This window comes from Geobacillus sp. FSL W8-0026 (assembly GCF_037966255.1).
GTDB lineage: Bacteria > Bacillota > Bacilli > Bacillales > Anoxybacillaceae > Geobacillus > Geobacillus icigianus.
Map to the genome: position 1 here is coordinate 980,441 of NZ_CP150194.1, position 14,626 is coordinate 995,066.

At 55.5% G+C, this 14,626-nt stretch carries 12 protein-coding genes and 1 pseudogene; 12 read left to right on the forward strand and 1 reads right to left on the reverse strand.

The window, feature by feature from the left end; translation table 11 throughout:
• Positions 1–62: 62 nt before the first annotated feature.
• The 8 genes from NST29_RS04965 (at position 63) to yihA (ending at position 10,000) form a co-directional block, all read left to right on the forward strand.
• The gene (locus tag NST29_RS04965; protein WP_033844251.1) at positions 63–281 is read left to right on the forward strand and encodes a hypothetical protein; all 219 of its coding nucleotides are present in this window, start codon (positions 63–65) and stop codon (positions 279–281) included.
• 23 nt (positions 282–304) lie between these two features.
• A complete protein-coding gene (leuD, locus tag NST29_RS04970) occupies positions 305–898 on the forward strand; it encodes a 3-isopropylmalate dehydratase small subunit (protein ID WP_033844250.1) in 594 nt (197 codons plus the stop codon).
• 168 nt (positions 899–1,066) lie between these two features.
• A complete protein-coding gene (locus NST29_RS04975; RefSeq protein WP_061912445.1) occupies positions 1,067–2,047 on the forward strand; it encodes a tetratricopeptide repeat protein in 981 nt (326 codons plus the stop codon).
• Between the two features lie 166 nt (positions 2,048–2,213).
• Entirely contained in the window at positions 2,214–3,500 is a 1,287-nt protein-coding gene (gene tig, locus NST29_RS04980; protein ID WP_033844248.1) for a trigger factor, read from the forward strand.
• 229 nt (positions 3,501–3,729) lie between these two features.
• The gene (clpX, locus tag NST29_RS04985) at positions 3,730–4,995 is read left to right on the forward strand and encodes an ATP-dependent protease ATP-binding subunit ClpX (RefSeq protein WP_033844247.1); all 1,266 of its coding nucleotides are present in this window, start codon (positions 3,730–3,732) and stop codon (positions 4,993–4,995) included.
• Between the two features lie 140 nt (positions 4,996–5,135).
• Positions 5,136–6,809 (forward strand): ATP-dependent protease LonB, encoded by a 1,674-nt coding sequence (gene lonB / locus NST29_RS04990; RefSeq protein ID WP_033844246.1) that lies wholly within the window; start codon positions 5,136–5,138, stop codon positions 6,807–6,809.
• 279 nt (positions 6,810–7,088) lie between these two features.
• Complete coding sequence (gene lon / locus NST29_RS04995) at positions 7,089–9,416, forward strand: endopeptidase La (protein WP_061912463.1); 2,328 nt, start codon at positions 7,089–7,091, stop codon at positions 9,414–9,416.
• Positions 9,413–10,000 (forward strand): ribosome biogenesis GTP-binding protein YihA/YsxC, encoded by a 588-nt coding sequence (gene yihA / locus NST29_RS05000; RefSeq protein WP_033844245.1) that lies wholly within the window; start codon positions 9,413–9,415, stop codon positions 9,998–10,000. Before lon ends, yihA begins: the two co-directional genes overlap by 4 nt.
• Before the next feature lie 14 nt (positions 10,001–10,014).
• On the opposite strand, the gene NST29_RS05005 is transcribed toward yihA, so the two are convergent.
• Complete coding sequence (locus NST29_RS05005) at positions 10,015–10,500, reverse strand: DUF5668 domain-containing protein (protein ID WP_061912446.1); 486 nt, start codon at positions 10,498–10,500, stop codon at positions 10,015–10,017.
• A gap of 226 nt (positions 10,501–10,726) precedes the next feature.
• Between NST29_RS05005 and hemA the strand changes: the two genes are divergently transcribed.
• From hemA to NST29_RS05025, 4 genes and pseudogenes are all read left to right on the forward strand, one after another.
• Positions 10,727–12,094 carry a glutamyl-tRNA reductase gene (gene hemA / locus NST29_RS05010; RefSeq protein WP_061912447.1) on the forward strand — a complete coding sequence of 456 codons (1,368 nt, stop codon included), beginning with the start codon at positions 10,727–10,729 and terminating at the stop codon, positions 12,092–12,094.
• On the forward strand, positions 12,057–12,923 hold the full coding sequence (ccsA, locus tag NST29_RS05015) for a cytochrome c biogenesis protein CcsA (RefSeq protein WP_061912448.1): 867 nt from the start codon (positions 12,057–12,059) through the stop codon (positions 12,921–12,923). Before hemA ends, ccsA begins: the two co-directional genes overlap by 38 nt.
• A 15-nt stretch (positions 12,924–12,938) precedes the next feature.
• Complete coding sequence (gene hemC, locus NST29_RS05020; RefSeq protein ID WP_033844242.1) at positions 12,939–13,868, forward strand: hydroxymethylbilane synthase; 930 nt, start codon at positions 12,939–12,941, stop codon at positions 13,866–13,868.
• Positions 13,868–14,581 (forward strand): annotated as a pseudogene (locus NST29_RS05025) (uroporphyrinogen-III synthase); the annotation flags it as partial. The gene hemC and the pseudogene NST29_RS05025, both read left to right, overlap by 1 nt.
• Positions 14,582–14,626 lie beyond the last annotated feature (45 nt).

Consider the following 14,626-nt stretch of genomic DNA (forward strand, 5'->3'; position numbering starts at 1 on the left):
TTCGCTGGCGGGGAGCGCACGAGGGACGATGGCCGACGGCTCGGTTGGGGGTGACTTGACAGTTGGTCCGCCGCCCTAGTGTTCGTTCGCCCCTCGCCGCCAAAGAGGCGGCGGTTGAACGCGAACATGAGTGGACAGGGCCCGCTCGTTATTTGCGGATCAATCCCGCGACGGCTCCGTTGAACGCGAACATGAGCGGACAGGACCGATCCCGCTATCTTGCCGGGAAACCGGCGGCGCACCATCCGCTGAAAGCGAACGTCAGCGGACGAGACCGATAGGGACGAACAGGAGGGAAGAAGCGATGAAGCCGTTTACGATCCACCGCGGAAAATTGGCCGGCATCGACCGGGCGAACATCGACACGGACCAAATCATTCCAAAACAATTTTTAAAACGAATTGAGCGCACCGGATTTGGCCAGTTTTTATTTTACGACTGGCGCTATTTGAGCGACGGCACGCCCAATCCAGCGTTTGAGCTCAACCGGCCGGAAAACGCGGGGGCGACGATTCTTGTGGCCGGGGAAAACTTCGGCTGCGGCTCGTCGCGCGAACATGCCCCGTGGGCGCTGCAAGACTACGGATTTCGCGTCATCATTGCCCCATCGTTTGCCGATATTTTTTACAACAATTGCTTGAAAAACGGATTGCTGCCGATCCGCCTCGCCCCGGAAGATGTTCGCTACTTGTTGAAACAAAGCGAGCGCGCTGATTACGAATTGACCGTGTCGCTTGAGGAGCAGCGAGTGGTTGACGACGAAGGGTTTTCGCGCTCGTTTGCCATCGATCCGTACCGAAAACAGCTGCTTCTAAAAGGGTGGGACGAAATTGACTTAACGTTTCTGTATGAGCCGTATATTGCCGCTTACGAAGAAACGCACCATCCGCGGCCATGAGCGCCTAGCGCCCAACTCGGCGGGAACCGCTCCCACCGGGTTGGGCGTTTTTCCCGTTGTTCGTCATGCCGCTCGCTTCGCCATCAGCCTCCGCGGCGGCCGCTGCGCTTGTGCCGCCGCCGGAAACTTGCTACACTGATAGTAAATGTCAGTGAGGAGCGGGCGAAGATGGACAAACCGAAAGGAAAAATCATTTTGTTTCCACAGACGAAAGAACGGCTCGTGGAAAAGGCGTTTGCCGCCCTAGAGGCCAAGCGGTACAACGAGGCGCTCCGTTTTTTGCGCGCTGCCGAAGAGCTTGGCGATGCGAGCGTTCCTGTTCGGCTCGCCTTGGCGGTTTGTTGCTATGAGCTCGGGGAGTACGATGAGGCGCAATGGCGCTTGGCTGCGTTGCTTGATGAACAGCCGGGCAACAGTGAGCTGCTGCAAATGTATGTGGCGGTTTTGTTGCAGACGAACCGATACCGCGAGGCGGAGGACGCGATCCGCACCGCCTTGCACCGCTTTCCGCTTTCCGCACCGGTGCGCGAACAGCTTCACCACCTGCTTCGGTTTAGCGAAAAAATGAACGCTCGTGCGCTTCCGTCCGCAGAATGGAAACGGGTGACACGGCTGCTCGAGTCCGGCGACATTGCCGAACAGCTGCACATCATCAAGCAGCTGGAAAAAGAAGATATCACCCCGGTTCTTCCGCTGCTCAAGCAATATTTGGGCGCGGCCGAGAAAAGCCCGATGGCCAAAACGATGCTCCTTCGCTTGTTGACAGAAAAGCGAATTCATGAACCGGTGACAGTGGAAAAATTAGGCCGCCGCCTGGAGGTCGTTCCCGCCGCATTGGACGAACAGACGGAGACGGCGTTCGCGTCCGCGCTGCTCAGCCGGCTTGAACAACAGCTCGCTCCGGAAAGTCCGAGCTTGTATGAGACAGCGGCGGAAATTTGGCTTCGCTACGCGTACATCCTCTATCCGTTTCCTCCGGAGCCGGAAGACGCCGACTTGTGGCTCGCCGCCCTTCATTTTCTGGCGCGCCGGTTTCAAGGCTTTGATGCCGATGCGGCAGCGTTGGCCGCCCGCTATGGCGTCGAAGCGGAAGAAATGGCGAAGCTTTGCAGACAGCTGCACGAAATAGAGAAACTTTCCTTTCTGTAACGGTCGGTTCAATGTTGAAACATGGCGTTCGTATGTTATAATATAATGGCTGTGCTATGTATCTGTTTTCGCATAACAAGGCTACATACGGTGACAACATAAGAGGATAATGGGCAAACGAATTGCACCATGATCCCAAGCAACGATTTGAGGTGGAGGGAACAGTATGTCTGTCAAATGGGAAAAGCTTGAAGGCCATGAAGGGGTGCTGACCGTCGAGGTCGATGCCGAGCAAGTAAACAAAGGCTTGGACGCCGCGTTTAAAAAAGTGGTGAAAAATATTACGCTTCCGGGCTTCCGCAAAGGAAAAGTGCCGCGCGTTCTGTTCGAAAAGCGGTTTGGCGTCGAGGCGCTTTACCAAGACGCGCTCGACATTTTGCTTCCGGAAGCGTATGCGAAAGCGGTCGAAGAAGCGGGCATTGAACCGGTATCCTTGCCGGAAATCGACATCGAGCAAATGGAAAAAGGCAAAAGTTTGATTTTTAAAGCGAAAGTGACCGTCAAACCGGAAGTGAAGCTCGGTCAATACAAAGGGCTTGAAATCGAAACCATCGATGCAACGGTCACGGATGAAGATGTCGACAATGAGCTGAAACGTCTGCAAGAAAACTATGCCGAACTGGTCGTCAAAGAAGACGGGACGGTGGAAAACGGCGATACGGTTGTGATCGACTTTGAAGGATTTGTCGACGGCGAGCCGTTTGAAGGCGGCAAGGCGGAAAACTATTCCTTAGAAATCGGCTCAGGCACGTTCATTCCTGGATTTGAAGAGCAGCTCATCGGCATGAAAGCAGGCGAGGAAAAAGAAATTCAAGTGACGTTCCCGGAAGAGTATCATGCGGAACAGCTGGCCGGCAAACCGGCAACGTTCAAAGTGAACGTGCACGAAGTGAAAGCGAAACAGCTGCCGGCGTTGGATGATGAGTTCGCCAAAGACGTCGATGACGAAGTGGAAACGCTCGACGAACTGAAGGCGAAAATCCGCGCCCGGCTCGAAGAAGCGAAAAAGAATGAAGCGGAAACCGCGCTGCGCAACGCGGTTGTCGAAAAAGCGGCAGCCAATGCCGAAATCGATGTTCCCGAAGTCATGATCAAAAACGAAACGGACCGAATGCTTCGCGAATTTGATCAGCGCCTGCAAATGCAAGGGCTGAACTTGCAGCTGTATTATCAATTCTCCGGCCAAGACGAGGCGGCGCTGCGGGAACAAATGAAAGAAGACGCTGAAAAACGGGTGCGCGCGGCGCTGACGCTTGAGGCGATCGCCAAGGCGGAAAACATCGACGTGACCGACGAAGAGGTGAACGAAGAGCTCAACAAAATGGCGGAAGCGTACAACTTAAGCGTTGACAAGTTAAAAGAGCTGCTCGGTAGTCTCGATGGCGTCAAAGAAGACTTAAAATGGCGGAAAACGGTCGATTTTCTTGTGGAGCACAGCAAGGTTGCGGCATAATAATAGTGGTAAGCAAAGAACAAGGCGCGAGACGTTCGTGCCTTGTTCTTTATCTCCTGCATAGCGTCTGAACGGCAATTTTCAAACTTTTCTAACGGATTGCAGTTTTTTCATTCGCTTTTTCGCAAACACTTATGGTAAAATAGCGGATACATACGCTTTGAACATCAAAGAGCAGCGGAAATAGATACATACGCAGGCGCGATTTCGTTAGCAAGGGGTGAATGACATGTTTAAATTTAATGATGAAAAAGGGCAGTTAAAATGCTCGTTTTGCGGCAAAACGCAAGACCAAGTGCGCAAGCTGGTCGCCGGTCCGGGCGTTTACATTTGCGACGAGTGCATCGAGCTATGCACGGAAATCGTCGAAGAGGAGCTCGGCAACGAGGAAGAATTTGAGTTTAAAGATGTGCCAAAACCGCTGGAAATCCGGGAAATTTTAGATGAATACGTCATCGGGCAAGACGAAGCGAAAAAATCGCTCGCCGTCGCCGTCTACAACCATTACAAACGCATCAATTCCGGCAGCAAAATCGACGATGTCGAGCTGTCGAAAAGCAACATTTTGATGATCGGGCCGACCGGGAGCGGGAAAACGCTGTTGGCACAAACGTTGGCGCGCATTTTGAACGTGCCGTTTGCCATCGCCGACGCGACGTCGCTCACGGAAGCGGGCTACGTCGGCGAGGACGTCGAAAACATTTTGTTAAAGCTCATCCAAGCGGCTGACTACGACGTCGAACGGGCCGAAAAAGGCATTATTTACATCGATGAAATCGATAAAATCGCCCGCAAATCGGAAAACCCTTCCATCACCCGCGACGTTTCGGGCGAAGGGGTGCAGCAGGCGCTGTTGAAAATTTTAGAAGGCACGATCGCCAGCGTTCCGCCGCAGGGCGGCCGGAAACATCCGCATCAAGAGTTCATCCAAATCGACACGACGAACATTTTGTTCATTTGCGGCGGGGCGTTTGACGGCATCGAGCCGATCATTAAGCGCCGTCTCGGCAAAAAAGTGATCGGGTTTGGCGCGGAAATGAACCAAGCTGACGTCGATGAGAAAAACTTGTTGTCGAAAGTGTTGCCGGAAGACTTGCTCAAGTTTGGGCTCATTCCGGAGTTCATCGGCCGCCTGCCGGTCATTACGACGCTCGAGCCGCTCGATGAACAAGCGCTGATTGACATTTTGACGAAACCGAAAAACGCCATTGTCAAGCAATACCAAAAAATGCTGGAACTTGATGGCGTAGAGCTCGAGTTTGAGGAAGCGGCGCTCCGCGAAATCGCGAAAAAAGCGATTGAGCGGAAAACGGGGGCGCGCGGTCTGCGCTCGATCATCGAAGGGATTATGCTCGATGTGATGTTTGAGTTGCCGTCGCGCGAAGACGTGCAAAAATGCATCATCACCGTTGACACGGTGCGCGGCACGAAACCGCCGACGCTCATCCGCCATGACGGCACCGTCATCGAGCAAGAACGGAAAACATCCGCTTGATGGAGAAACCGCCTTTTTCCGGCGGTTTCTTTTTTTGCCTCCATGCCCTAGGCGCCGGCCGGCGCTTTTTTGTTTATTCCCGTCCGTTCCCGGAGATACTATCATACGACATACCATTAGAGGCAGGAGGATATCGGGGCATGGACTGGACGAACATCGTGCTTCTTATTCAGCTGTTTTTCGGGGTCATCATCGGCCTTTACTTTTGGAATTTGCTCAAAGGACAGCGTGTGCAAAAAGTTTCGATTGACAAAGAGTCGCGCAAAGAGATGGAACAGCTCCGCAAGCTGCGTTCGATTTCGCTCACCGAGCCGCTGGCGGAAAAAGTGCGGCCGAAACGTTTTGATGACATCGTCGGCCAAGAAGATGGCATCAAGGCGTTAAAGGCAGCTTTATGCGGGCCGAATCCGCAGCACGTCATCATTTACGGCCCCCCTGGCGTCGGCAAGACGGCCGCGGCTCGGCTCGTTTTGGAAGAAGCGAAAAAAAATCCGCTCTCCCCGTTTCAGAAAAATGCGGTGTTCGTGGAGCTTGACGCGACGACAGCGCGCTTTGACGAGCGCGGCATCGCCGACCCGCTCATCGGCTCGGTGCACGACCCGATCTATCAAGGAGCCGGGGCGATGGGGCAAGCCGGCATCCCCCAGCCAAAGCAAGGAGCGGTGACGAACGCCCACGGCGGCGTATTGTTCATCGACGAGATCGGCGAACTTCATCCGATTCAAATGAACAAGCTGCTCAAAGTGCTGGAAGACCGGAAAGTGTTTTTTGAGAGCGCCTATTACAGCAAAGAGAATCCGCAAATCCCAAGCCACATTCACGACATTTTTCAAAACGGGCTGCCGGCCGACTTCCGCCTCGTCGGGGCGACGACGCGCACGCCGAACGAAATTCCTCCGGCCATTCGCTCCCGCTGTTTGGAAGTGTTTTTCCGCGAACTCGATCAAGACGAGATCGCTCTGATCGCGAAAAAAGCGGCGGAAAAAATTCGCTTGAACGTGTCAGAAAGCGGCATTCGTCTTTTAGCCGCCTACGCCCGCAACGGCCGGGAAGCCGTCAACATGATGCAAATTGCCGCCGGGCTAGCGATCACCGAGAACCGCGACCACATTGTAGACAAAGACATTGAATGGGTGATCCAAGCGAGCCAAATGGCGCCGCGCTACGAAAAGAAAATTGCGTCCGCTCCGGCCGTCGGTGTGGTGAACGGCTTGGCGGTGTATGGCCCAAACACCGGCGCGCTTCTCGAGATTGAAGTGACCGCCTTGCCGGCAAAAGGAAAAGGATCGGTCAACGTCACCGGCATTGTCGAGGAAGAAAGCATCGGCAGCGCGGAAAAATCGGTGCGCCGCAAAAGTATGGCGCGCGGTTCGGCGGAAAACGTGATCACCGTGCTGCGGGCGATGGGCGTGCCGGCGGATCGTTACGACATTCACGTCAATTTTCCGGGCGGCGTGCCGGTTGACGGCCCTTCGGCTGGATTGGCGATCGCCGTTGGTATATATTCTGCCATTTACCAATTGCCGGTCGACCATACCGTCGCCATGACCGGAGAAATCAGCATTCGCGGCTTTGTGAAGCCGGTGGGCGGCGTCTTTGCCAAAGTGAAAGCGGCGAAACAGGCAGGAGCGAAGAAAGTGATCATTCCTCTAGAAAACCGGCAATCGTTGCTAGCGGAAATCGACGGCATCCACCTCATTGCCGTTCGCCGCTTGGAGGAAGCGCTCGTCCACGTGTTCGGTGAAGAGGCGCTCCGCCGCGGACCGGCGTTGCTGCCGGCGGCGCTCGACCGATCCGAGAAAAAGCTCGTTTGATGTCGCGAGGCGAAGGAAACGGACCGCGGGCGCGAAGGAAAGCGGGCCAGCGGCGGAAGGCCTGCTTCGCTCTTTCCTCCTGCCCGGCTTCGGCGCGAGCGGATCGCGGCCGAAGTCGGCTTTTCTTTGCCGGCAAAACGTTCATCAAATTTTACAAACCCGGTGTATATAGCTGACCTCGAAAACAAACCGAAGGAGCAAAACGTTCATCAAATTTTACAAACCCGGCCGTCGTACTATACAATAAACGAATAGAAGTGAGATGTGGAGGTGTTCGGCGTGAACGGAAAGAAAAAGGAGGCGGCCATTCCGCTTTTGCCGTTGCGGGGGTTGCTTGTGTTTCCGACGATGGTTCTTCATTTGGACGTCGGGCGCGAGAAGTCGGTGAAAGCGCTCGAGCAAGCGATGGTCGAGGACCATATGATTTTGCTGGCGTCGCAAAAAGACGTGGCCGTCGACGAACCGGACATGGATGATTTATATAAAATGGGGACGATCGCCCGCGTCAAGCAGCTGTTGAAACTGCCGAACGGCACGTTCCGCGTGCTCGTGGAAGGCGTCGCCCGGGCGTTGATCACCGAGGTGGTGAGCGAAGAGCCGTACTTTTCCGTCAAAGTCGAAAAGTTTGCCGATCGGGCGGCGAAAGATTTGGAGGATGAGGCGCTCAAACGGACGATGCTCGAATATTTTGAGCAATACATAAACTTGTCCAAGCGGCTGTCGGTCGACATTTACGCCTCGATCGCCGACATCGATGAACCGGGGCGGATGGCCGATATCATCGCTTCGCATTTGCCGCTGAAACTGGAGGAAAAACAGCGCATTTTGGAAACGATCGATGTCAAAGAGCGCCTCAATCGAATCATTCAAATTTTACACAATGAAAAAGAAGTGCTTCAGCTTGAGAAAAAAATCAGCGCCCGCGTCAAACAATCGATGGAGCGGACACAAAAAGAATATTATTTGCGCGAACAAATGAAGGCGATTCAAAAAGAGCTCGGGGAAAAAGAAGGGAAGACAGGCGAGGTCGAGGAGCTGAAAGAAAAAATCGAGGCGGCCGGCATGCCGGAGCATGTGAAAGAAACCGCGCTCAAAGAGCTGGACCGCTACGAAAAAATTCCGGCGACTTCGGCAGAGAGCGCGGTCATTCGCAACTATCTCGACTGGCTCATCGTCTTGCCGTGGTCGAAAGAGACCGAAGACATTCATGACATCAAACGAGCCGAGGCCATCTTGCATGAAGAGCACTACGGGCTCGAGCAAGTGAAAGAGCGGGTGCTCGAATTTTTATCGGTCAAACAGCTCACCCAGTCGCTCAAAGGCCCGATCCTTTGCCTCGCCGGGCCGCCGGGGGTCGGGAAAACGTCGCTCGCCCGTTCGATCGCCAAAGCGCTCGGCCGCCGTTTTGTGCGCGTTTCGCTTGGCGGCGTCCGCGACGAATCGGAAATTCGCGGCCATCGCCGCACCTACGTCGGGGCGATGCCGGGCCGCATCATTCAAGGAATGAAAAAAGCCGGCACGATCAATCCGGTCTTTTTGCTTGATGAAATCGACAAAATGTCAAGCGATTTTCGCGGCGATCCGTCAGCCGCCATGTTGGAAGTGCTCGATCCGGAGCAAAACCATACGTTCAGCGACCATTACATTGAAGAACCGTACGATCTATCGAAAGTCATGTTTATCGCCACCGCCAACCATTTGGCCACCATTCCGCAGCCGCTGTTGGACCGGATGGAAGTCATCCACATTCCTGGTTATACGGAAGTGGAAAAGCTGCACATCGCCAAGCGGCATTTGTTGCCGAAGCAGCTCGCTGCGCACGGCTTGAAAAAGGCGGCGCTCCAAATTCGTGACGAGGCCATGCTGACGATCATTCGTCATTACACGCGCGAAGCCGGCGTGCGGGAGCTGGAGCGGCAGCTGGCCGCCATTTGCCGGAAAGCGGCCCGTCTGATCGTTTCCGGGGCGAAAAAGCGGGTCGTGATCACGGAAACCAATATCGAGGAGTTTTTAGGGAAACGGAAATACCGCTACGGCCAGGCCGAAGCGAAAGACCAAGTCGGCGTGGCGACCGGGCTCGCCTACACGGCGTTTGGTGGCGATACGCTCGCGATTGAAGTGTCCTTGGCCAAAGGAAGCGGCAAGCTCGTGTTAACCGGGAAGCTCGGCGATGTGATGAAAGAGTCGGCGCAGGCGGCGTTCAGTTATGTGCGTTCGCGCGCCGAGGAGCTCGGCATTGATCCGGCGTTTCACGAAACGCACGATATCCATATCCATGTTCCGGAAGGCGCGGTGCCAAAAGACGGCCCGTCCGCCGGCATCACGATCGCGACGGCGCTCATTTCTGCCTTGACCGGCAAACCGGTGAACCGCTTCGTCGGCATGACCGGGGAAATCACGCTGCGCGGCCGCGTGCTTCCGATCGGCGGCCTGAAAGAGAAAACGTTAAGCGCCCATCGCGCCGGGCTGAAAACGGTCATTTTGCCGAAGGACAATGAAAAAGATTTAGCCGATATTCCCGACACCGTGAAGCGCGATCTCCATTTTGTGCTCGTCTCTCATCTTGATGAAGTGCTGCCGCACGCATTGGTGGGATGGAAGCCATGAACGTCACGAAAGCGGAACTCATTATCAGCGCGGTCAGACCGGAGCAATATCCGGACGGCGGGCGGCCGGAAGTGGCGCTCGCCGGCCGCTCGAACGTCGGCAAATCGTCGTTTATCAACAAAATGATCAACCGGAAAAACTTGGCGCGAACGTCCTCTAAGCCGGGAAAAACGCAAACGTTGAACTTTTACTTGATGAATGACTCGTTTTATTTTGTCGATGTCCCTGGCTACGGCTTTGCCCGCGTCTCGAAGCAGGAGCGGCAAAAATGGGGGAAAATGATGGAGACGTACTTTACGAAGCGCAAGGAGCTCCGGGCCGCCGTCCTTCTTGTCGATTTGCGCCATCCGCCGACGAAAGACGACATCATGATGTACGAGTTTTTGAAGCATTACGGGATCCCGGTGATCGTCGTCGCGACGAAAGCGGATAAAGTGCCGCGCGGCAAACAGCAAAAACACGCGAACATCGCGCGCGAGACGTTGCGGATGGCTGACGGCGACCCGCTTCTTTTGTTTTCCGCCGAGACCGGCCAAGGGAAAGAGGAGGTGTGGGCGGCGCTTTTGCCGTTTGTTTCCGGTTAGGCTTCGCCGCCCCGCTATTTTCGCCTTGCCCACAACAAATACACGCCGACGGCGACCAGCCCGAGCGGCCAAAACGATAAGAAGGAAGACAAGCCGGCTTGGACAAGGGAAAACAGCGGCTGGATGCGCCCGGAAAACGTCGCTATGGCGAAAAGAAGCAAAAACAGCGCACCGAAGCCAGCCCCGCTTTTTTGTTTGCGGCCGCTGGCGAAAAAAGCGATGGCCATGATCAAAAAAAAGACGTTGACGCCACGGGGCCACGATGGAAACGCGGCGGGGAGCATTAATTCGAGGCCGAAGCCTAGTAACAGGAAGCCGGGAAAAATAAACTGATGCTCGCGCGCCGAATACGCTTGACCGAGCAACGATGCGCCGCAAATGGCAAGCAATGCTGGCCAGCCTTGAAATAACCGCAACACTGGCGCCTCGAGCTGCCCGGCGAGAAAATACAGCCCGAGGCCGATGAACAAGATGCCGGAAAATGCTGTTTTGTTTTTCATCGCTGCGCCCCCGTTTCTTCTTTTTTTGCACCTGCTGAGAGCAGAAGAACTGTTTACAGTTTAGCATAGCTTGGCCGCCATGTTCACAATTTTTGCGAAAGCGGTTGATTCCATTATGGATCCAATCCGCTAGCTTGGCTACCATGTTCACAATTTTTTCAAACGGAACGATGGACAGTTGTGGTATAATGATGAAAGGAACGCATCTGTAAGGGGAGATGGCATCGTGCAAATTTTGGCTGTTAGCGTCAACTACAAGACCGCCCCTGTAGAAATTCGCGAAACGTTGGCGTTTAGCGAGGCAGAGCTCGGCGAAGCGATGGCGCAGCTCGCCAACCAAAAGAGCGTGCTTGAAAACGTCATCGTTTCGACGTGCAACCGGACGGAAATTTACGCGGTCGTTGATCAACTGCATACCGGCCGCTACTATATAAAATCGTTTTTAGCCGACTGGTTCGACATCGAAGTGGCGGCGATCGCCCCGTATTTGCGCACGTTGGAAGGGGAAGCGGCGATCCGGCATTTATTTCGCGTCGCCGCCGGACTCGATTCGATGGTGCTTGGGGAGACGCAAATTTTAGGACAAGTGAAGACGAGCTATTTGCTGGCTCAAGAGCGGGGCACGACCGGAACGATTTTCAACCACTTGTTTAAGCAGGCGGTGACGTTTGCCAAACGCGCTCATTCGGAAACCGGCATCGGCGCCCATGCTGTGTCGGTTAGCTATGCGGCGGTCGAGCTGGCCAAGAAAATTTTTGGCCGCCTTGCCCATCAGCATGTGCTCATTATCGGCGCTGGCAAAATGGGGACGTTGGCGGCGCAAAACTTGCACGGCAGCGGCGTCGGCAAAGTGACGGTCGTCAACCGAACGTTGGAAAAAGCGAAGCAGCTCGCCGAACAATTGGCCGGCGAGGCGAAGCCGCTCGGCGAACTGTCGTGTGCGCTCCTTGAAGCCGATATTGTCATCAGCTCCACAGGGGCCAAAGGCTATCTGTTGACCAAAGAGATGATGGCGCCGCTCGAGAAAATGCGCAAAGGCCGGCCGCTCTTGATGATCGACATCGCCGTGCCTCGCGATTTGGATCCGGCGTTGGCCGAGCTTGAGACGGTCTTTTTGTACGACATCGACGATTTGCAAGACGTCGTCGCGGCGAACGTGGCGGAGCGGCAGAAAGCGGCCGCCCGCATCGAAACGATGATCGAAGCGGAACTCGCGGCGTTTGGCCAATGGATGCAAACGCTTGGCGTCGTGCCCGTGATCGCCGCTTTGCGCGAGAAAGCGCTCGCCATTCAGGCAGAAACGATGAAAAGTTTAGAGCGGAAGCTGCCGCATTTGTCGGAGCGTGACTGGAAAGTGCTGAACAAGCATACGAAAAGCATCGTCAATCAGTTGTTGCGCGACCCGATTTTGCAGGCGAAGGAGCTCGCCGCCGGACCGAACGCCGACGAAGCGCTCCAGCTGTTTGCAAAAATTTTTAACATCGAGGACATGGTGAACGCCGAGCGCCATCACATGCAGCAGGCGAACGCCGAACGGCGCGATGAGCAGGGCGTTGATGCGGCCCGCGCTGCCCGTCCGTCATGGCAGCTGTAAGGTGGGATTTGTCGTGCCGCTTGTCTATGAATTGTCCATTTCGCTTTATATTGTATCGATTCTTCTATACTTTATCGATTTTTTGCAGCAAAACCGGAAGGCGAACGAAATCGCCTTCTGGTTGCTTTCTGTTGTATGGTTTTTGCAAACCTTGACGTTTGCCTTCCGCATCATCGAGACGAAGCGCTTTCCGATTTTGACGATGTCGGAAGGTCTTTATTTTTACGCTTGGCTGCTCATCACGCTGTCGCTCGTCATCAATCGGCTGCTGCGCGTTGATTTTATCGTGTTCTTTACCAATGTGCTCGCGTTTTTCATTTTGGCCATTCATACGTTTGCGCCGTCCTCGCAGTCGCCCGCGGTGGCGGAGCGGCTCGTTTCCGAACTGTTGATCATTCATATTACGCTCGCTCTTGGAGCTTACGCGGCGTTTACGTTGTCGTTTCTGTTTTCCGTGCTGTATATGCTGCAATACAGCTTGTTGAAAAAGAAAAAGTGGGGGGCGCGGCTTTGGCGGATGGCCGATTTGTCCCGGCTTGATTTTTGGTCGTATGTTTTAAATTTGCTCGGTTTGCCTATGTTGTTATTAGGATTGATCCTTGGCGTCATTTGGGCGTATATCCAAATCGACCATTTTCATTGGTATGACGCGAAGGTGCTCGGCTCGTTTGTCGTTCTGCTCGTTTATGCGATCTATTTTTACAAACGAGTGGTTCGGCAGATGCAAGGCAAGACGATCGCGCTATGGAACATCGGCTCGTTTTTGTTTTTGCTCGTTAACTTTTTCTTGTTTGGCAGTTTGTCAAAATTTCATTTTTGGTACTCATGATTGAGGAGGAACGAGATGCGGAACATTGTCGTTGGCTCGCGGCGCAGCAAGCTGGCGTTGACCCAGACGAATTGGGTCATCAACGAATTGAAGCGGATCGGGGCACCGTTTACGTTCGAGGTGAAAGAAATCGTCACGAAAGGGGACCGCGTGCTCGATGTCACCCTTTCCAAAGTGGGCGGCAAGGGGCTGTTTGTGAAAGAGATCGAGCATGAGTTGCTCGTCGGCGGCATTGATATGGCCGTCCACAGCATGAAAGATATGCCGGCGGTGCTGCCGGATCGGTTGGTCATCGGCGCGGTGCCGCGCCGCGAAGACGCGCGCGATGTGCTCGTCAGCAAAGGAAAGCGGACGTTGGCGGAGCTGCCGGCCGGAGCGGTGATCGGCACGAGCAGTCTGCGCCGTTCCGCTCAGCTGCTCGCCTACCGCCCGGATGTGACGATCAAATGGATTCGCGGCAACATCGATACGAGATTGGCGAAGTTGGAAAACGGCGAGTACGACGCCATCGTGCTGGCGGCCGCCGGTTTGGCGCGCATGGGCTGGAGCGATGAGGTCATCAGCGATTATTTGCCGCTCGATGTATGCGTGCCGGCGGTCGGTCAAGGGGCGCTCGCCGTCGAGTGCCGCGACGATGATCGCGAGCTGCGCGAGTGGTTGAGCCGTCTGAACGATGAAGAGACGGAGCGGGCGGTCAGAGCGGAGCGCGCCTTTTTGCAGCAGATGGAAGGGGGCTGTCAAGTGCCGATTGCCGGCTATGCCGAAACGGATGGCGGCATGGTGCGCCTGACCGCCTTGGTCGCCGCCCCGGACGGCAAAGAAGTGTATAAAGAAATCGTCGCCGGCGCCGATCCGGAAGCGGTCGGCCGGCAGGCGGCTGCCATCTTGAGCGAACAAGGGGCGAAGGAGCTGATCGAACGGGTGAAAAAGGGGCTGGAAGGTTGATGGGCGCGCTTGTCGGCAAGACCGTGCTGGTGACGCGTGCGAAGGACCAGGCGCCGCCGTTTTCCGCGAAGCTGCGGGAAGCCGGCGCCATCCCGGTCGAGATTCCGCTCATTGCCATCCGTGAGGCGGCGAGGCCGGATGCGCTGGCGGCGCTGGCCACGCGGCTTGGGGACTATGACTGGCTTGTGTTTACGAGCGCGAATGCGGTCCGCTGCTTTTTTCCCTATGTTTCGCCGTCGCAGCCGCTGCCGAACGTCGCCGCCGTCGGCCGGAAAACGGCGGCGGCGCTCGCGGAGTACGGGGTGGCGCCGGCGCTCGTGCCGGATGATTTCACCGCCGAGCGGCTCGCCGTGTTGCTCGCTGGACGCCTGTGCCCCGGAGCGCGGGTGCTGTTTGTCAAGGGGGATTTGGCGCGTCCTGTGCTGCCGGCCATGCTGCGGGAAGCCGGCGCGGTCGTCGAGGAGTTGACGGTGTATGAGACGGTGCCAGATGCGAGCGGACGAGAGCAGCTCTTGTCGCTGCTTCGCGCGCGCAAGGTCGATGTCGTGACATTGATGAGTCCATCAGCGGTCACCAGCCTCGTCCGCCTGCTCGGCCGCGAAGCCGCCTTCCTTCTTTCCGGCACGGCTGTCGCCTGCATCGGGCCGGTGACGAAAGACGCGGCAGAGCGGGAAGGAATCGCCGTCCAGATTTGTCCCACTGATTACACGGCCGATGGTATCATCAGAGCGATGGAACAATATTTTTCCATGGAGGGG